An 18,351-nucleotide genomic window follows, 5' to 3' on the forward strand; every position below is an offset into this window, starting at 1 on the left:
TATTGGTGTTTGCGGGATCTGCGTCTTTGAACGCCGGGGCTCTGGAGCGGGCACAAACAATGTAGGAGCTGTCGAGCCCCAGCGAGGCTGCGATGGCGGCGGGATTGCTGGCATTGATGTTGGCTGAACCACCGCTATCGTAGCCTCGCTAAAGCTCGACAACTCCTACCAGGGTTTATTGGTGTTTGCGGGATCTGCGTCTCTGAACGTCGGGGCTCTGGAGCGGGCACAAACAATGTAGGAGCTGTCGAGCCCCAGCGAGGCTGCGATGGCGGCGGGATTGCTGGTATTGATGTTGGCTGAACCACCGCTATCGTAGCCTCGCTAAAGCTCGACAACTCCTACCAGGGTTTATTGGTGTTTGCGGGATCTGCGTCTCTGAACGCCGGGGCTCTGGAGCGAGCACAAACAATGTAGGAGCTGTCGAGCCCCAGCGAGGCTGCGATGGCGGCGGTACTGCTGGCATTGATGTTGGCTGAACCACCGCTATCGCAGCCTCGCTAAAGCTCGACAACTCCTACAGGGTTTGTCGGTGTTTGCGGGATCTGCGTTTTTGAACGCTGGGGCTCTGGAGCGGGCACAAACAATGTAGGAGCTGTCGAGCCCCAGCGAGGCTGCGATGGCGGCGGGATTGCTGGTATTGATGTTGGCTGAACCACCGCTATCGTAGCCTCGCTAAAGCTCGACAACTCCTACCAGGGTTTGTCGGTGTTTGCGGGATCTGCGTCTTTGAACGCTGGGGCTCTGGCGCGAGCACACTATTCTGGTCAATGCCTCGCAAGACCAGGCGCTGGATGGCTGCGTACAACCGGCCCTATAACGCTGGAATGCCGTTTTTTGTAGGCGCGAGCTTGCTCCTGCAACTACCGGTTATTGCACCCCCCCTCGCACAAAAGGTAGTATTGAGAACGATTCACAATACCACCCTTGAGAAAGTCGACCCGTGCAGTCACCTCCAATCCGCAAGCTGGGCTTCTTTTTCAATGACCATCACCGTTGGCTGCTGCAACATATACAGCATCGCGTGCGTAACCATGCCGATGCCGAAGACACCGCCGCCGATACCTTCTGCCAGATGCTCGCCGCCCGGGTCGACCCCGACAGCATCGAGCAACCCCGGGCTTATCTCTCGACCATTGCCCGCCGGCTGATCTTTGATCGCTACCGGCGCAGTCGCCTGGAAACCGCCTACCTGGAACGCCTGGCCGCCACCCCCGAAGCCTTGGCGCCCTCCCCTGAAGACCAACTGCAACTGATCCAGGCCCTGGTCGCCATTGACCGCGCCCTCGATGGCTTGCCGCTGATCGTCAAGGCCACGTTCCTTTATAGCCAGTTGGACGGCATGAGCTACGTGGCGATTGCGCGCAAGTTGCAGTTGTCCGAGCGCACCGTCAGCCGCTATATGAAACAGGCCCTGCGCCAGTGCTACCTGGCCGAGCTGGCCCCGTGAGCAAGGCCCGGCTGGACCCGGTCAGCGAGCAGGCCATCGACTGGATGGTGCGCCTGCGCGCCGGCACACCGGATGCGCGGTTGCAGGAGCGCTTCAATGCCTGGCTGGCCCTCGACCCGGCCCACGTCCAAGCCTGGTCCCGTTTGCAGGAACGCCTGGGCGGCTCGTGGAACACCCTGCGCACCCTCGACAAACGCCTGCCCGGCGAAGCGCGGCAAGTGCTGTTGCAGCCCCAAGGTTCGCGCCGGGACATACTGCGCGCCATCGGCGGCCTGGGCCTGCTGGGTGGCGGCCTGTGGTTGGCAGCGCGCAGCCCGCTCGGCGACGACCTGCTGGCCGACCTGCACACCGGGCGCGGCCAACGCCAGACCTTCACCCTGGCCGATGGCAGCCGCCTGAGCCTCAATGCACAGAGCGCAGTGGATGTGCAGTTCGATCAGCACCAGCGCTTGATCATCCTGCGCCACGGTGAACTGGTGATTCAGGTGGCGGCCGACCCCCAGCGGCCACTGCGTGTGCGCAGCGCCCAGGGCAGTGTGCAAGCGTTGGGCACGCGCTTCCTCGTGTCCCAGGAGCCAGACGCCACGCGGGTGGTGGTGCTGGAGCATTCGGTCCAGGCGACGCTGCACAACGGCATCCAGCACACGGTGCTGCAAGGCCAATCGGTGATGCTGCATGCCGAGCGCATCGAAGCGTTGGCCGGCAACCAGGGCTACCGGGCCGACTGGCTCGCCGGCCACCTCAGCGTGCTGGACGATTCCCTGGAGCAAGTGGTCAACGCCCTGCGCCCGTACAGCCGGGGATTTGTACGCGTCGACCCGCAGGTGCGCAACTTGCGCGTGCAAGGCGTATTCCCCCTCAACGACCCCCGCCGCGCCTTCGCGGCCCTGGCCGAAACCCTGCCGATCCGGGTGAATCACTACAGCCCGTGGCTGACCGTGATTGGCACCAAATAACCCGGGCCAGACTTTTTTATGCAAATCACTCTTATTTGTGTCCGGTTTTCAATTCTCGGCCCACCTATCTCCTGACACGTCCACACCTTCAGGAGAATGCTGTGCTCAACCCTTGGCCCCACGCCCTTTCTGTCGCCGTTGCCCTGGCAACCCTGGCGAGCCCTGCCTTGGTACAGGCGCAAAGCCTGTCTTTCAACCTGCCGGCCGGCCCGCTGGCACAAACGCTGAACGCCATTGCCAGCCAGAGCGGGCGGATTGTGTCCCTGGACCCGGTGTTGGTGCAGGGTAAACAGGCCCAGGCGGTGATCGGCCAGATGCCGGCCGAACAGGCTATGGACCGTGCGTTGTCGGGCAGCGGCTTGCAGTTGCGTATCACCGAGCAAGGTAATTTCAGCGTCGAGCCTGCCGCCGACAACGGCAGCGCGCTGCAATTGGGCGTGACCTCGATTGTCGAGCGCAGCATCGACCCCACCACCACCGAAGGCAGCGGTTCCTACGCCGCACGGGCGGTGACGATCGGCAAGGGCACCCACACCCTCAAGGAAATCCCCCAGTCGATCACGGTGATGACCCGCAAGCAAATGGACGACCAGGATCTGGTCGACCTCAAGGACGCCGTCAACCACACCACCGGCCTGGTGGGCGTGCAAGGCGTGGGCAAAGGCATGATCATCACCTCCCGCGGCTTCCAGATCGATGACTGGCAGTACGACGGCGTGCCGATCCCGCGCAATACCTATGCCCTGGGCAACTGGGCCACCCAGGACATGATTTTCTTCGACCGCCTGGAGGTACTGCGCGGCGCCTCCGGCCTGCTGCAGGGCACCGGCAGCCCCGGCGGCGCAATCAACCTGGTGCGCAAGCGCGGGCAGACGGCACCCACCGTGGCCCTTACTGCCAAGGCCGGCAGTTGGGACCACTACGGCCTGCAACTGGACGCCGGCGGCCCGCTGAACCAGAGCGGCACGATCCGTGGGCGGATGGTGGCGGATGAAGACCAGAGCGATTCGTTCATCGACTATGAATGGAGCAAGACCCACTCGCTGTACGGCGCCCTGGACTTCGACCTGCAGGAAGACACCACCCTGGGCCTGGCCGTCAGCCGCACCAATGCCGAGTCCCGGCCGATGCTGCGGGGCCTGCCGCGCTACAGCACGGGCAAGCCGATTGACCTGCCCCGCTCGACCTTCAGCGGCTCGCGCTGGAACCACTCGCAGATCGACGTCACCACCCTGTATGCCGACCTGGAACACCGCTTCAACGATGACTGGAAGTTCAAGCTCGGCGCGGTGCGCATGCGCGAAGAAAACACCTCCACCCACCAACGCGTGCAGAGTACCGGCGAAGGCATTAACGCCGACGGCAGCGGGTTGACCTATGCCGATTGGTACACCGATTTCGACGGCACCAAGATCGGCCTGGACACCCACCTCACCGGGCGTTTCGAGGCGCTGTCGATGGCCCAGGAAATCACCCTGGGCGGCAACTATTCCAAATACACCACCAACGACGTCATTGCCCGGACCTTTAACCAAAGCACCGACAACATCTTCGACATCGATAACCACCGCCCCGAAATCAGCTACGAGGGTCTGATGAACACCCCCGGCGGCCGTGCAACACCGAGCAAATACGACATTCGCCAAAAAGGCCTGTATGGCAGCTGGCGCGTCAAGCCCATCGACCCGTTGACCCTGGTACTCGGCGCCCGTGTCAGTTGGTATGACTACAGCTATACCTCCTCGGGCATCACGGCGGTGACCCACGCCACCACGGTCAACAAGCCCAGCACCACCAACGAAACCGGCGAAGTCACGCCCTACGCCGGGATCGTCTACGACCTGAGCCGCGAGTGGGCGGTGTATGCCAGCTACACCGACGTGTTCGAGCCCCAGACCCAGCGCGACCTCAGCGGGGCGGTGGTCAAGCCGGTGATTGGCAGCAACTACGAAGTCGGCCTCAAGGGCGAATTGCTCGACGGGCGGGTCAATACCTCCCTGGCGCTGTTCCGCTACGACCAGGAAAACCGTGCGATCACCGACTACTCCCTGGGTGAAATCTGCGGCGGCACGTACTGCGCCACAGGCTCGGGCAAAGTGCGCAGCCAGGGCCTGGAAGCCGAGATCAGCGGTGAAGTGTTGAGCGGCCTGCAACTGTTTGCCGGCTATACCTACAACACCACCAAATACCTTGAGGACCGGGATAACAAGGGCCGGGTGTTCAGCCAGTGGACACCCAAGCATATGTTGCGGGTGTGGGGCGACTACCAGTTCAGTGGCGACTGGAGCAAGGTCAGCACCGGGTTGGGCTTTACCACCCAGAGCCATACCCTGGGGTATGAGTACAACTACGACGTGGCGGGCTACACCGTGTGGAATGCGCGGGTGGCGTATCAACTGACGCCGGAAGTGGGGTTGGCGGTCAATGCCAACAACCTGTTTGACAAGACCTATTACGCCTCCGGGTACAACCAGTTGAATGGCAACAACTTCTACGGTGACCCGCGCAATGTAATGTTCAGTGTGAAGTACACGCCGCAGTTCTGAGCTAGGCCGCTGTGGGGCCGGCATGCCGGTGCCTGCAGCGGCATGCCGGCGCTTCAATCACAGTAATGGGTTTTCACTATCGAGCCATCCCGCACCAGCTTGATGCCTTTGCTTGTGCACACAAACGAATTGGGCGCATTGGATTGGTTGACGCCGATCGGGCTTACAGTCGGGGCCTTGATGACTGGGGCGGATGGAATAAATGACTGGATAATACCAAAGACTCGCGTGACGATCTGGTGTGTCGCATCAATGATGGGACCTCCACCAGGGTAGTACACCTCATCTTTATGCCCCCCCGCATAAGTCGGTGCAGACACTAAAAACACAAGGGTTGTCCCTATTGCCAGCAATGCCGTCGTCCTTTTCATACACACCTCCTCAACCGTAGATCCAACACCCCCCCATCGACCGCTCCAGGGATTAAAAGTCTGGGTACCGTCTACTCAATCACAATAATGGGTTTTCACTATCGAGCCGTCCCGCACCAGCTTGATGCCTTTGCTTGTGCACACAAACCAACTGGGCGCATTGGATTGGTTGCCGCCTATCGGGCTTACATCCGGGGCCTTGATGACCGGACTGGGGGGCGTAAACGCATCGGCTGTGAGATCAAATGGCAAGATCGGCAAAAAGCTCATTTGATGCAGTTGCTCTGGTGGGAAGTGCACCCCGGATTTAAGCCCCCCTGCGTAACTCGGTGCACCCGCCAGTAACTGAAGGATCATCCCCGCTGCCAGCAATGCTGCTGTCCTTTTCATACCCACCTCCTCAATCCTGGATCCAACGCTACAGGGGGACGTCCAACCTCTCAGGGCAAGGGCGCCACCACGGCACTGACGTCTTGCGACGTGTCAGTGGACGCGCCCGCAATGAAGGTGCCACTAAACGAAATGCTGTTCAGCATGCTCTGGTGCCCACCGCCAATGGGGGCAATGGCCTGGGTTCCATTGTCCGGATCCCAGGTGCAGGCGGTGGCGTACTCGGCGCTGTCGGTGCAGTCCATCGCGACCGTGCCATTTTCAGTCAGGCCAAACGCCTTGGTACTGACGCTGCCCGGCAAAAACGGGATGGGCTGCACGCCGAAGCTGGAGCTGGTGTCCGCCCAGTAGAAATCCGTGGTAAAGCCCGAAGGCGCAGTGCCTCGCGCCAGCACATGCCCGGCATTGTTCACCGCAACCCCCGAGTTCATGGCATTCAACGGCAATGTGAGCAGCAACGGTGCGCTGGTGGGGGTGGACCAGAATGCGGTTTTGCTGCTGTTGGTGGCAGAGTGGGGGTATAGGCAACTGCCCACCGCCTGGTTCTGATCGTTCATATCCACCGCTATGCAGTAACTTGCCCCGGCTGGCACAGGCAAGTCAGTGGTGGTATAGCCACCCCCTGAGCGCCGGACAACCCTTGCCACAATCTTGCCGTTGACCGGGCAGTTCATCAGGATGCTGGGGTATCCGCTGATCAGGGTATTGTTCACCACCATACCGAGACACATGCTGTCCCAGTCAGAGATGCGCTCGGGCGCTGTCATGCCTGGCCGATACAACACAACGGTAGATTTGCCGCTGCCACTGATACTCAAGCCCAGCACCGCTCCTTGCTGGTTCTGGGCGGTCGCATAGGTATGGACATCGGCGGGACGCAACAAGGGAAACAACAAAGTCGCCGGAAGGGGGGTGAGCTTGATCGGGGCCGCCGCCGGTGCAGCGGCGCTCCAGGTCACAGCAAAATTGAAATTGCTCGCATCCGTACAACGCCCCACCATCACCCCGCTATTGCCAATGCTCCCCACTGAGCAGGGTTGGTTGGCCACCAGCGGCGGCAACACTTGCTGGGGCCCCGCGCTAGAGGCCGCATACCAGGGGTTGTCATTGGCGCTGGGGGTCGCCGTGCTGCAACTGCCCACGGTCTGGCCGCTGTCATTGACCGAGACTGCGACACATTGCTTGCCCGCCGCATTGCCCAGATCGACAAAGGTCGCCGCCGTCGCTGTGGCGCCATAGCCCAAAAGCAATGCGCCGCCGAGAATCACGTATTTGGATAGGGTCTGCATGATCAGTCCGTCCCTGGAAGTTTGCGCCTTCAAGTTCAGCGCCTAACCACCGGCTGGGCGCTGCGTCTGAGAAGGAGTAAAAGCCTGGAAGACCGATTAGACAACTGTCAGATCTGACAGCTTACGCACACGCACAAAGCGGTTTATAACGGGAGGTTTGCGACTTAACCCTGGCCAAACCGATAAATCGACAGGCAATACAACCCCAGCGCCGCTACCGCCAGCAAGCCCCCCGCCGCGCCGATCCAGGCGAAGCCAAAGTGCCCGCCGACCCAACTGCCCAGCAGCGCGCCGCCGCCGATGCCGATGTTGTAGATCCCGGAAAACATCGCCATCGCCACATCCGTTGCGTCCGGTGCCAGGACCAGGACCTTGGATTGCAATGCCAAGCCAAAGGCCATGATCGCCATGCCCCAGAACACGCTCAGCACCACCAGGTACGACACGTCACCACTCAGGGGCAACAGCAGCCCCAGGCACAGCGCCAGCACCGACACGGCCACCAGCAAAAAGCGATAGGGACTGAAACGGTGCAACAGGCTGAACAGCAACGAACCGATGATCCCCGCCCCGCCAAACACCAGCAGCACCAGGGTTACCGCATTGCCACCCAGGCCCGCGACGCGTTCGACAAAAGGTTCGATATAGCTGTAGGCCGTGAACTGGGCGGTGACCACCATGGCCGTCAACACATACAGCGCCACCAGCGCCGGACGCTTGAACAGCATCGGCAGGCTACGCAGCGAGCCGGAGTTCTGGCTCGGCAACAACGGCAAGGTGCGCGCCAGCCAGAACACCAGTGCGGCGGCAAACCCGGCGATCACGATAAACGTGGTGCGCCAGCCCATGGCTTCACCCAGCAGACGCCCGAGGGGAATGCCCAAGACCATCGCCAGCGAAGTGCCAGTGGCCAGCAAGCCCAGTGCCTGCACCTGCTTGCCCGGCGGCGCCAGGCGTACCGCCAGGGAGGCGGTGATCGACCAGAACAGCGCGTGGGACAAGGCAATGCCGATACGACTGACCATCAACAGGCCAAAACTGTTGGCCACGCTGGAGAGGATATGGCTGGCGATAAACATGGCGAACAACACAATCAGCAACTTGCGCCGCTCGACGTTACGGGTCAGCAACATCACCGGCAGCGAGGTCAATGACACCACCCAGGCGTAGATGGTGAGCATCAGGCCGACCTGGGCGATTGGCATGTCGAAGCTGGCGCCGATGGCACTGAGCAGGCCGACCGGGACAAATTCGGTGGTGTTGAACACAAAGGCGGCCAGCGCCAGGGCGATGACCGGTTGCCAATTGGCGGCGGGGGTTGCGGTGGAAGTACTCATCGACAGGTCGTTTTACTCGGTTGCGCGCCGATCCTGACGGCCCGATGCCTGCCCTGGAGCGGCGCGCAAAAATAGTAACACGATGGTTCAGGGATCGACTTGCGCCATGATCTCGGGAATCGACTCCGGGCGCTTGGCATAGCGCTGGGCCAGTACCGCGCAGACCATCAACTGGATCTGGTGGAACAGCATCAACGGCAGGATCAACACGCCCATGGTGCTGCCGGCGAATAACACCTGGGCCATGGGTACGCCGGTGGCCAGGCTTTTCTTCGAGCCGCAGAACAGGATGGTGATGCGGTCTTCCTGGTTGAAACCGAACGCCTTGCCCAAGAGCGCGGAAGCCACCAGCACCAGCGCCAGCAAGATACAGCAGGCCACCACCAGGCCGCCCAGTTCCCACAAGGGGATCTGATGCCAGATGCCTTCGTTGACGGCCTCACTGAAAGCGCCATAGACCACCAGCAGGATCGACCCCTGATCGACGAACTTCAGCCAGTTTTTATTGCGCCCCACCCACGCGCCAATCCAGCGCCGGGCGATCTGCCCGGCAATGAACGGCAGCAGCAACTGCACGCTGATCTTGAGGATCGCATCCACAGTCGAGCCGCCGTCACCATGCACATTGAGCAACAAGGTCACCAGCAACGGCGTGAGGAAGATGCCGAACAGGCTGGACGCCGCCGCGCTGCAAATCGCCGCCGGGATATTGCCCCGCGCCAGGGAGGTAAAGGCAATCGCCGACTGCACCGTGGCCGGCAACGCGCACAGGTAGAGCATGCCCATGTACAGGTCTTTGCCGATCATTGGCGACAGCAGCGGCTTGAGCGCCAGGCCCAGCAGCGGGAACAGCACGAAGGTCAGGCTGAACACCAGCAGGTGCAAGCGCCAGTGCCCGGCACCGGCGACGATGGCCTGGCGCGACAGCTTGGCGCCATGCAGGAAAAACAATAGCGCGATGGCCAGGTTGGTCACCCAGCCAAAGGCCACGGCGGCCTGGCCGCTGACGGGCAGCAAGGAGGCCAGGGCCACCGTGGCAATCAGGATCAGAGTGAAGTTGTCGGGTAAAAACCGTGGGCGTTTCATCAGCTGTTCTTCCAGGGGTTGCCAGGGCGTCGTGGCGACTCTAACGTAACAACCGGTTACCGACTAACGCCAATGAGCCAGTAAATGCCGCCTAAAGGACATGAAAAGGCTGTTCGCCGCAGCATCCCCGGGCTCGCCAGCCTGCCGCGCCCGGTGTATGGCCGCACCGAATCCCTGCCTAACCGCGCCCTGACCCGCCGCCATAGCCATCCGTGGGTGCAGTTGTCGTATGCGATTTGCGGGGTGCTGGAAATCCAGACCAGCGCCGGACGCTTCGTCGCGCCGCCGCAACGGGCGGTATGGATCCCGGCGGGAATACCCCATCGGGTGTTCAGTTCGCCACACACCGAAATGCGTAGCCTGTACCTGGACTGCAGCGTAACGACCTGGGCGCCGGGACACTGCCAGGTACTGGCGGTGAGCGACCTGTTGCGCGAGTTGATCCGCCGTTTCAGCGAACTGCCGGTGGAATATGCCGAAGATGGCCCGGATGGGCGCCTGGCCCAGGTGCTGCTCGACCAATTGGCCGCCGCGCCCCAGGTCGACCTGATGCTGCCGCTGCCGGTGGACAGCCGGCTGCGGCAGATCTACCGCAGCTTGCGCCTGCACCCGGAACAGGCGACCACGCTGGGGCAGTGGAGCCAGAAACTGGGGGTCAGTGAAAAAACCTTGAGCCGGCTGTTCTTGAGCGATACCGGCCTGACCTACCGCACCTGGCGCCAGCGGCTGCGACTGCTCGGCGCCCTGCCCGACCTGGAACGCGGGGAGCGGGTGACGGATGTGGCGCTGGGCTGTGGCTATGAGTCGGTTTCGGCGTTTATCGCAGCGTTTCGCCAGCAGTTTGATACGACGCCGGGGGAGTTTTTTCGCTGACTGAATTGACCCGGCCCTGTGGGAGCGGGCTTGCCCGCGATAGCGGTGTGTCAGGCGATAAATCCCGTGACTGACACCCCGCAATTGCGGCATAGGTATCTACACAACTCTCGTCTGGGGTTGTGTACATATCCGCTGCTGCGGTCACGGCGGCTATTGGTTCCGCCCTTACGGCGGGTCACTTTTGGAAAAGAGCCCGGAGTGCCGGCCCAGCCAAAAGTAACCAAAAGGGCTCCTGCCCCACCACTCGGCACCTCGCCCAGGCTCGGTGTGCCCGTCATCCGACATTGATTTGGGGGGCCGCCGCGATGGGCCATCCATGGCCCAGCGCGGCTAACCCGGCGTCCTGCCGGGTTACCCCCCAAATCAATGTCGGATGACGGCCAGCGTGGTTTAACGGGGCGCCTAAGATCAAAATCACAAACAAAGCGAGGCGGCCTGACAGCCGACCTGATCGTCAAGGCGTACGCGTACCCTGTAGGAGCTGGCTTGCCTGCGATGGTCGTTAACGATGACGAATGAATACCAGATACTCTGATGTGTTCTTTCGGGCGTCATCGCAGGCAAGCCAGCTCCTACAGGGGAATGCAGCTTCGCGCTCTGGCTCTGTTGTTGCTCTGGTTTTGATCTGGCTTTTGATCTCAGGTGCCCCGTCAAACCACGATGGCCGCAGGCAGGTATTGCGCAGTGGGCACCCCGGCATGGATGCCGGGGTAGCCGCGACACGGCCATGGATGGCCGATCGCGGCGGGCCCACGGAGCAATGCCTGACTGCGGGCATGCCGAGCCTAGGCGAGGCACCGAGTGGTGGGGCAAAAGCGCTTCGGTTACTTTCGCGCTTTTCGAAAGTGACCCGCCGTAAGGGCGGAACCCTAAGTGGCCATTACCGCAGCAACGGATATGTACACAACCCCAGACGAGTGCTGTGTAGATACCTATGCCGCGATCGCGGGCAAGCCAGCTCCCACATGTTCGACCGCCACTGACCCGCCCTCAGTCAGCGCAACAAAGACGAACTCGCCCGCACCTGCAGCTGCGGCGCCACCATGATCGACTCGACAGCCTCGCCCTCGATGCGCTTGAGCAACAGCTCAACCGCATGGCGGCCCATCTCTGCCAGCGGCAGGCGCACGCTGGTCAGGGGGACCATCAACTCATTGGCCAGCGGTATGTCGTTGAAGCCCACCACCGCAATGTCCTTGCCCGGCATCAAGCCCTTGTCCCGTGCGGCGCCCATCAGGCCGATGGCCAGGAAGTCATTGACCGCGAAAAACGCCTGGGGCCGTGGGTTGAGCCCCAACAGGTATTCGCCCTGGCGGTGCCCGGTGAGGCTGTCAAAAGGACCATTGAGCGTCCACTCCGGGCGCAGGGTGATGCCCTGCTCACGGTAGTAACGGGTAAACCCACGGGTGCGATCCGCACCGGTGGAGGCATGCCGTTCACCCGCCAGGATCGCCACATCGCGACAGCCCAACTGGTACAAGTGCTCGGCCGCCAGCCAGCCGCCCAGTTCATCGTCGCTGCACGCCGCCAGATGCCCGGCAATCTGCCGGCTGACCAGCACGTAGGGGATGTGCTTGCGCGTCAACAGGTCGAGGAGCGGCTGGCTTTCGCCCACATGAGAGTCGCCGACGATCAACCCCGCCACCGAACGGCGCAGGGCGTGCTCGGCCCGCGCCATCTGGCGAGGTTGCTGGTCGTCGGTATTGGAAACGAACGTCAGGTAGCCGGCCTGCTCGGCCGCACTGTCGATGCTGTCATAAATGGTTGCCATCACCAGGTCAGTGAGCCTTGGCATGAGCACACAGATTTCCTGGCTTTTGCGCAGCTTCAGGCTCGATGCCTGGGTGTTTGGCCGGTAATCGAGTTCTTTGGCCAATGCACGAATGCGCGCCACCACTTCGGCCGACGCCGCTCGCTCGACCCCGGCCGGGTCGCCATTGAGTACCCGGGACACCGTGGAAACATGCACGCCAAGTGCAGTCGCCATGGACTTCAAGGTGGCTGGGCGAGAGGGGCTCGGCATGGTGGTGGGGCTTCCGACTGTCTGATATTTAGCGCGCAGAGTCTACCCGAACGGGCGTGTCGCAGCCGCAGATAAATCTTTACCCAAACGTTTGACTAAAAATTTTCCGCGCCTTACATTTCGCCAACCCAAACGTTTGGGCAAACAATAAAAATACGCCGGACGCGGCCGACTTTTTGACTTCTGCCATCATTTTGAAGAGTCAGATCCCTATGAATAGCCCCGCTATCCCGTCTTTCCGCTACCAGATTTTCTTCCTGATCATGCTGATGGCATTGCTCAACTACATCGACCGAGGCGCGATTGCCTATGCCTCGGCGAGCATTCTTCCCGAGTACGGTTTCGACAAGGCCGACTGGGGCAACGTGCTGGGTTACTTCGGTTACGGCTACATCCTGGGGGCACTGGTCGGCGGCATTCTGGCCGACCGTTTTGGTGCCAGGCGCATCTGGCTGATCGCCGGTGCCACGTGGTCGATCTTCGAGATTGCCACGGCATTTGCCGGCGATTTCGGGCTGGCGTTCCTCGGTGGCTCGGCCATGGCCGGCTTCGCCACCATCCGTGTGATGTTCGGGTTTGCCGAAGGTCCGGCGTACTCCGTGATCAACAAGAGCGTGGCCAACTGGGCCACGCCCAAGGAGCGCGGTTTTGTGGTGTCGGTGGGCCTGCTGAGCACCCCACTGGGTGCACTGCTGACCGCACCGGTGGCCGTGGGCCTGCAAACCCTGACCGGCAGCTGGCGCAGCATGTTCGTGGTGCTGGGCGTGGCCAGCCTGGCGCTGCTGATCTATTTCATGACCCGCTTCACCAACACCCCGGATGAAAACCCGCGCGTGTCCAAGGCCGAACTCGACTTTTTGCGTAAAGAGCGCGCCGAAGCCGCTAACGCATCGACCCCCACCACCAGCGTTGCGCCGGTCTGGCACTTCTTCAAGAACAAGGACCTGTTGCTCAACGCCGTCGGTTACTTCTCGTTTGTGTACGTGACCTTCCTGCTGCTGACCTGGACCCCCAAGTACCTGCAGGATGAGTTCCACTACAACCTGTCGTCGCTGTGGTACATGGGCATGATCCCGTGGACCGGCGCCTGCTTCACCGTACTGCTGGGCGGCAAAATATCGGACCTGCTGCTGCGCCGCACCGGCAACCTGAAAGTCGCCCGCAGTTGGCTGGCAGCAACCTGCCTGCTGCTGACCACCTTGTGCTTCATCATGGTGTCCCAGGCCCAGACCGTGTGGGGCGTGATAGCCCTGATGACGCTGGCCAACGCGCTCAACGCCCTGCCCAACTCCGTGTACTGGGCCGTGGTGATCGACACTGCGCCGTCCAATCGGGTGGGTGCCTACAGCGGCATGACGCACTTTATTGCCAACACCGCGTCGTTCATCGCCCCGATGCTCACCGGCTACCTGACCGTTCGTTACGGCTACTCGTCGATGTTCGTGGCTGCCGCAGTGGCCACGGCGCTGGGCATGAGCGCCATGCTGATGGTGCGCCCAGGTGGCCGCCAGGTCGCCGCACCCTCTATACCCGCCGCTGTTTGATGGAGTTGTTTACATGAGCCTGGTGAAGCCTGCCCACGCTGGATATTTCTTTGGCCTGTCGATCGTCACGCTGGCCGCGCGCCTGCGTGCCGGCAGCGTGACCAGTGTCGAGTTGACGCAAGCGGCCCTGGACAGCATCGAGCGTTTGAATCCGCTATTGAATGCGTTCGTGCAAGTCGATGCCTGCGTCGCCCTGGCCCAGGCGCGCAAGGCCGACGCGCTGTTGGCCCAGGGCCTGGACCTGGGCCCGCTGCACGGCATACCGGTCGCGGTCAAAGACAACATCGACACGTTTGACTACATCACCACCTACGGCTCCGCGCATTTCGACGGTTGCCTGCCGCAGCGCGATGCGCTGTGCGTGCAACGTGTGCGCGAGGCCGGGGCGGTGATTGTCGGCAAGACCTTGACCCACGAATTCGCCTACGGCCCGACCGGCGACCGCTCGTTGCAGGGCGCCGCACGCAACCCGTGGGATGCCCGTTGCATCACGGGCGGCTCCAGCGCCGGCAGTGCGGCGGCGGTAGCGAGCGGCATGGTACCGCTGGCCCTGGGTACCGACACCGGCGGCTCGATCCGCATCCCTTCGGCCTTGTGCGGCGCGGTCGGCTTCAAGCCTTCGTTTGCCTGCGTGCCGGTGGACGGCGTGTTCCCGCTGGCCTCGAGCCTCGACCATGTCGGCCCCATCGCCAATCACGTCGAAGATGCGCGCCTGCTGTTCGAGGTGCTCGCCGCCCGCCCGTGTGCGCCTGCGGCCACTGCGCAGCCGCTGCGGGTTGGCTGGCTCACCTGTGGCAGCTTCGGCCCGGTGGATGCCGACGTGAATCAGCAGGTGTACCAGGCGGCGCAGCAGCTGTTTGGCGACACGCTTGAGCACACCGACGCGCTGCAAAAAATGGCGCCGGGCATGAAGGACACCCTGCTGACCCTGCAACGTGCCGAGGCCTTCGAGGTACATGCCGAGCGCATGCAGGATGCGCCGCACAAGTTTGACCAGGAGGTACGCGAGCGCCTCGAGGTGTCGAGGGACGTCAAAGGCTGGCAATACATTCGCGCACAGGCAAGCCAGGCGCAGTACCAAGCGGCGATGGCGCGTTTGTTCGAACACTATGACTTGCTGGTGTCGCCCAGCGTGCCGATTACCGCCACCGAGGTGAATGCGCGCGAAGTGCGGGTGGGCGAACAGGAGATTGACGTACGCGCCGCCGTGCTCAGCCATACCAGTGCCTGGAACCTCACCGGTCTCCCCGCGATCAGCCTGCCGGTGGGGCACGTGAGGGGCATGCCGGTGGGGTTGCAGGTGATAGGCGCAGCCGGCACGGATGATCGGCTGTTGCAAGTGATGAGCAGGCTGTTTGTGCGGGGGTAAGGGCAACACCGCACAGACAGCTCCCACAAGGGATGACTTCAGCCTATTCGCCTGACGAAGCCAGAATCGCCTGCAACAACACATCCGCCCCCGCTGTGGACCAGTGCGGGTGGATTTCTTCCGCCTCGTTATGGCTCAAGCCATCCACGCACGGCACAAAGATCATCGCCGTCGGCGCGACCTGGTTCAGGTAGCAGGCATCATGCCCTGCCCCGGAAATCATGCGCCGATGGCTATAACCCAGGGCCTGCGCCGCAGCCTGCACCACGTCCACGCAGTCTTTGTCGAAGGCAATCGGTGCGTACTGGAAGATCTGCTTGACGCTGGCCTGCAAGCCAATACCCTCGGCGATCCGTGCCACCGCTTCGTGCAGTTGCTGGTCCTGCACGGCCAGCACCGCTTCATCGGGATGGCGGAACTCGACGCTGAAAAACACCCGTCCCGGCACCACATTGCGCGAGTTGGGGAAGATATTGGCCATGCCCACCGTCGCCCGCCCTTCGGCGCCTTGGGCCAGGCCGATCTGGTTGACCGCCTCCACCACCCGGGCAAAGCCCAGCAGTGCATCCAGGCGGTGATCCATGGGCGTGGTGCCGGCATGGGCGCTGCGCCCGCAAAGCTCGACTTCATACCAGCGCTGGCCCTGGGCGCCGGTGACGACGCCGATGGTCAGGTCCTGGGCCTCAAGGATCGGACCCTGTTCGATATGCAGCTCATACGCCGCATGCACCGCCTGGCCACCCACCGGATGCGGGCCGGCGTAGCCGATCTGTTGCAGCGCCTGGCCAATGGTCACGCCGGCCTTGTCTTCGCGGGACAAGCCGTATTCCAGGTCGAACACCCCGGCATACACCCCCGAGGAAATCATCGCCGGGGCAAAACGCGAGCCTTCTTCGTTGGTCCAGTTGACCACCTCGATCGGCCGGTCGGTCTCGATGCCCAGGTCGTTCAAGGTGCGCAGCACTTCCAGGCCGGCGAGTACGCCGTAGATGCCATCGAACTTGCCGCCTGCTGGCTGCGAGTCACCGTGGGAGCCGGTCAGCACCGGGGCCAGGTGGTCATGGCGGCCGGCGCGGCGGGCGAAGATGTTGCCCATGGCGTCCACGCGGATGCTGCACCCGGCCGCCGTGCACCAGGCCACGAACAGGTCGCGCCCGCGCCGGTCTTCGTCGGTCAGGGCCAGGCGCGACACGCCGCCCTTGGGCGTGCCGCCGATCTGCGCCATTTCCATCAGCGAGTCCCACAGGCGCTCGCCGTTGACCCGCGCCAGGGCGCTCACGAGCGCGGCTCCCGGGGCTTGGCGTGGTAGCGGAAGTCACAGCTTGGCGCGCCGCCCATGATGGTCTGGGTGCGCGTCAATTCAATATTGGGGTTGTAGCCGACGATAAACAGTTCGTCGCGGTTGCACGACAACAGGTGGCCGATCTCGCCCAGGCCCATCTCGTGGTACATCTCGGCGTAGCGGCAACGCTTGACGTCGTAGTCGTAATGCTCGGCGTCGCTGGCGATGATCTCGACTTTCAGCGCGTCGTCTTTTTCCCACAGCACTTGCAGCTCAACGAAGCTCTTGAGGTCGGCGCCCTGCTCTTCCTGGGCAGCAAAATGCTTGCCGGCCTGGATCGCGGCATTGCCCACCGCCTCGCCAATCACCGCGGCGGCAAAGGCCTTGCCCTGCTCGCGCACGAGGATTTCGTAGATCGGCTTGATGATCTCGGCTTCGATACGCCGGCGGGCCAGGATGCCCAGTTCACCTTCGAGTTTGCTCATTGCGTGCCTCATTCAAATGGCTGCGAAGCCCCCCGTAGGAGCTGGCTTGCCAGCGATGGTATCGCCTCGGTAGACCTGAAACACCGAGTGCACCGCATCGCTGGCAAGCCAGCTCCTACATGGGGAGCTGACGCGTTACTTTTTACCGCCAGCCACGCTCACCGGTTGCCATTGATTGGCCTTGACCTGGTAAACGGTGAACGACGGGTTCTGCAGATTGCCCTGGGCATCGAACGCTATGGTCCCGGTCACGCCTGGATAGCTGATGGCGCGCAGCACGGGCAGGTACTTCTGCGGATCGGTGGAGTTGGCCTGCTCGATAGCGGCGATCAGCACGCCCACGCCGTCATAGGCGAAGGGTGCGTGCAGCTCGATGTTGCTCTTGAAGCGCGCCTTGTAGGCCTCTTCGAAGGCCTTGCCACCCGGCATCTGCGCCACGGCCAGGCCCGGCTCCAGGGCGATCACGCCCTCGCCTTCGTTCTGTGCCAGTTGCAGGAAGGTCTGGCTGACAAAGCCGCCCGCGCCCATCAGCGGTGCCTTGATCCCCAACTGCTTGATGCGTCGGGCCAGCGGTGCAGCCTGGGAGTCGACGCCACCGAAGAAGATCAGGTCCGGGTTCTGCCCGCGAATATTGGTCAGCACCGCACTGAAATCGATGGTCTTGTCGTCCACGTATTCACGGGCAACCACCTTGGCGCCACCGGCCTCGATGGATTTGACGAACTGGTCCGCCAGGCCCTGGCCGAACGCGGTGCGGTCGTCGATCACGGCGATGCGCTGCGCCTTGAGGGTCTTGAGCGCGTAGTCGCCGGCGACCTGGCCGCCGTCATCGTCATGGCCCATGATCCGGAAGCTGGTGTCGAAACCTTGCTGGGTGTAGGCGTGACCGGTGGCGACCGGTGCGACCTGGGCAATCCCGGCGTCATGGTAGACCCGCGCGGCCGGGATGCTGGTGCCGGTGTTCCAGTGGCCGACCACGCCGACCACGCCTTCGTCCACCAGGCGCTGGGCCACGGTGACGGCGGTGCGTGGGTCGGACTGGTCATCCTCGGAAACCAGCTTGAACGTCACGGCCTGGCCGTTGATTTTCAGGTGCTTGGCGTTGGCCTGGTCAATGGCCAATTGCGCACCGTTTTCCAGGTCTTTGCCGATCCGCGCCGACGGGCCGGTCAGGGGCCCGGCCAGGCCGATCAGGACCGTCTGGTCGGCCTGGGCCACACCGCTCAGGGCCAGGCTCAACAACAGTACGCGTTTGAAGGGGGCAGTCTTGTTCATCAGTTTTTCCTGTTTCTCATCAGGCCCTCATGGCCTGTGGGGTGGGCGAAACACGCCGGGCGTCCGGTGGCG

15 protein-coding genes are annotated in these 18,351 nt (G+C 62.6%); 6 read left to right on the forward strand and 9 right to left on the reverse strand.

The window, feature by feature from the left end:
• The first annotated feature begins 943 nt into the window (after positions 1-943).
• The 3 genes from ACO77H_RS17110 (at position 944) to ACO77H_RS17120 (ending at position 4,952) form a co-directional block, all read left to right on the forward strand.
• Positions 944-1,450 (forward strand): sigma-70 family RNA polymerase sigma factor, encoded by a 507-nt coding sequence (locus ACO77H_RS17110; protein WP_104912118.1) that lies wholly within the window; start codon positions 944-946, stop codon positions 1,448-1,450.
• Entirely contained in the window at positions 1,447-2,406 is a 960-nt protein-coding gene (locus ACO77H_RS17115) for a FecR domain-containing protein (protein WP_170041021.1), read from the forward strand. Before ACO77H_RS17110 ends, ACO77H_RS17115 begins: the two co-directional genes overlap by 4 nt.
• A 101-nt stretch (positions 2,407-2,507) precedes the next feature.
• Positions 2,508-4,952 carry a TonB-dependent siderophore receptor gene (locus ACO77H_RS17120; RefSeq protein WP_170041020.1) on the forward strand — a complete coding sequence of 815 codons (2,445 nt, stop codon included), beginning with the start codon at positions 2,508-2,510 and terminating at the stop codon, positions 4,950-4,952.
• Between the two features lie 53 nt (positions 4,953-5,005).
• On the opposite strand, the gene ACO77H_RS17125 is transcribed toward ACO77H_RS17120, so the two are convergent.
• The 5 genes from ACO77H_RS17125 to ACO77H_RS17145 all read right to left on the reverse strand — a co-directional run bounded on the left by ACO77H_RS17125 (position 5,006) and on the right by ACO77H_RS17145 (position 9,425).
• A complete protein-coding gene (locus ACO77H_RS17125) occupies positions 5,006-5,323 on the reverse strand; it encodes a hypothetical protein (protein ID WP_170041019.1) in 318 nt (105 codons plus the stop codon).
• 75 nt (positions 5,324-5,398) lie between these two features.
• A complete protein-coding gene (locus tag ACO77H_RS17130) occupies positions 5,399-5,713 on the reverse strand; it encodes a hypothetical protein (protein WP_170041018.1) in 315 nt (104 codons plus the stop codon).
• Positions 5,714-5,763: 50 nt separating this feature from the next.
• Positions 5,764-7,002: a hypothetical protein gene (locus ACO77H_RS17135; RefSeq protein ID WP_432754341.1), complete on the reverse strand. Its 1,239-nt coding sequence runs from the start codon at positions 7,000-7,002 to the stop codon at positions 5,764-5,766.
• 164 nt (positions 7,003-7,166) lie between these two features.
• Positions 7,167-8,339, reverse strand: coding sequence for a sugar transporter (locus ACO77H_RS17140; RefSeq protein WP_172311817.1), 1,173 nt, complete (start codon positions 8,337-8,339; stop codon positions 7,167-7,169).
• A gap of 87 nt (positions 8,340-8,426) precedes the next feature.
• On the reverse strand, positions 8,427-9,425 hold the full coding sequence (locus ACO77H_RS17145) for a bile acid:sodium symporter family protein (RefSeq protein ID WP_170058672.1): 999 nt from the start codon (positions 9,423-9,425) through the stop codon (positions 8,427-8,429).
• An 84-nt stretch (positions 9,426-9,509) separates the two neighbouring features.
• Here ACO77H_RS17145 and ACO77H_RS17150 point away from each other — a divergent pair, with 84 nt between their 5' ends.
• A complete protein-coding gene (locus ACO77H_RS17150) occupies positions 9,510-10,298 on the forward strand; it encodes an AraC family transcriptional regulator (protein WP_432754342.1) in 789 nt (262 codons plus the stop codon).
• A gap of 997 nt (positions 10,299-11,295) precedes the next feature.
• Here the strand turns inward: ACO77H_RS17150 and ACO77H_RS17155 are convergent.
• Entirely contained in the window at positions 11,296-12,324 is a 1,029-nt protein-coding gene (locus tag ACO77H_RS17155; protein WP_169957255.1) for a LacI family DNA-binding transcriptional regulator, read from the reverse strand.
• A gap of 212 nt (positions 12,325-12,536) precedes the next feature.
• On the opposite strand from ACO77H_RS17155, the gene ACO77H_RS17160 reads away from it, so the two are divergent.
• Together ACO77H_RS17160 and ACO77H_RS17165 are read left to right on the forward strand one after the other, a co-directional pair.
• Positions 12,537-13,868, forward strand: a complete 1,332-nt coding sequence (locus tag ACO77H_RS17160; protein WP_169957254.1) for an MFS transporter — start codon at positions 12,537-12,539, stop codon at positions 13,866-13,868.
• A gap of 13 nt (positions 13,869-13,881) precedes the next feature.
• The gene (locus tag ACO77H_RS17165) at positions 13,882-15,237 is read left to right on the forward strand and encodes an amidase (RefSeq protein ID WP_170041014.1); all 1,356 of its coding nucleotides are present in this window, start codon (positions 13,882-13,884) and stop codon (positions 15,235-15,237) included.
• 43 nt (positions 15,238-15,280) lie between these two features.
• Here ACO77H_RS17165 and ACO77H_RS17170 read toward each other — a convergent pair whose 3' ends face one another.
• The 3 genes from ACO77H_RS17170 to ACO77H_RS17180 all read right to left on the reverse strand — a co-directional run bounded on the left by ACO77H_RS17170 (position 15,281) and on the right by ACO77H_RS17180 (position 18,279).
• Entirely contained in the window at positions 15,281-16,516 is a 1,236-nt protein-coding gene (locus ACO77H_RS17170) for an allantoate amidohydrolase (protein ID WP_170041013.1), read from the reverse strand.
• Entirely contained in the window at positions 16,513-17,004 is a 492-nt protein-coding gene (locus tag ACO77H_RS17175; protein ID WP_057438692.1) for an L-2-amino-thiazoline-4-carboxylic acid hydrolase, read from the reverse strand. Before ACO77H_RS17175 ends, ACO77H_RS17170 begins: the two co-directional genes overlap by 4 nt.
• A gap of 135 nt (positions 17,005-17,139) precedes the next feature.
• The gene (locus ACO77H_RS17180) at positions 17,140-18,279 is read right to left on the reverse strand and encodes a branched-chain amino acid ABC transporter substrate-binding protein (RefSeq protein WP_169957250.1); all 1,140 of its coding nucleotides are present in this window, start codon (positions 18,277-18,279) and stop codon (positions 17,140-17,142) included.
• Positions 18,280-18,351 lie beyond the last annotated feature (72 nt).

This window comes from Pseudomonas sp. WMBT8, from assembly GCF_050916005.1.
Classification (GTDB): domain Bacteria; phylum Pseudomonadota; class Gammaproteobacteria; order Pseudomonadales; family Pseudomonadaceae; genus Aquipseudomonas.

Coding starts and splice junctions, on each gene's coding strand:
- ACO77H_RS17175 (WP_057438692.1), bottom strand. CDS start 17,004: ATGAGCAAACTCGAAGGTGAACTGGGCATCCTGGCCCGCCGGCGTATC.
- ACO77H_RS17140 (WP_172311817.1), bottom strand. CDS start 8,339: ATGAGTACTTCCACCGCAACCCCCGCCGCCAATTGGCAACCGGTCATC.
- ACO77H_RS17145 (WP_170058672.1), bottom strand. CDS start 9,425: ATGAAACGCCCACGGTTTTTACCCGACAACTTCACTCTGATCCTGATT.
- ACO77H_RS17155 (WP_169957255.1), bottom strand. CDS start 12,324: ATGCCGAGCCCCTCTCGCCCAGCCACCTTGAAGTCCATGGCGACTGCA.
- ACO77H_RS17125 (WP_170041019.1), bottom strand. CDS start 5,323: ATGAAAAGGACGACGGCATTGCTGGCAATAGGGACAACCCTTGTGTTT.
- ACO77H_RS17180 (WP_169957250.1), bottom strand. CDS start 18,279: ATGAACAAGACTGCCCCCTTCAAACGCGTACTGTTGTTGAGCCTGGCC.
- ACO77H_RS17150 (WP_432754342.1), top strand. CDS start 9,510: ATGCCGCCTAAAGGACATGAAAAGGCTGTTCGCCGCAGCATCCCCGGG.
- ACO77H_RS17135 (WP_432754341.1), bottom strand. CDS start 7,002: ATGCAGACCCTATCCAAATACGTGATTCTCGGCGGCGCATTGCTTTTG.
- ACO77H_RS17130 (WP_170041018.1), bottom strand. CDS start 5,713: ATGAAAAGGACAGCAGCATTGCTGGCAGCGGGGATGATCCTTCAGTTA.
- ACO77H_RS17165 (WP_170041014.1), top strand. CDS start 13,882: ATGAGCCTGGTGAAGCCTGCCCACGCTGGATATTTCTTTGGCCTGTCG.
- ACO77H_RS17160 (WP_169957254.1), top strand. CDS start 12,537: ATGAATAGCCCCGCTATCCCGTCTTTCCGCTACCAGATTTTCTTCCTG.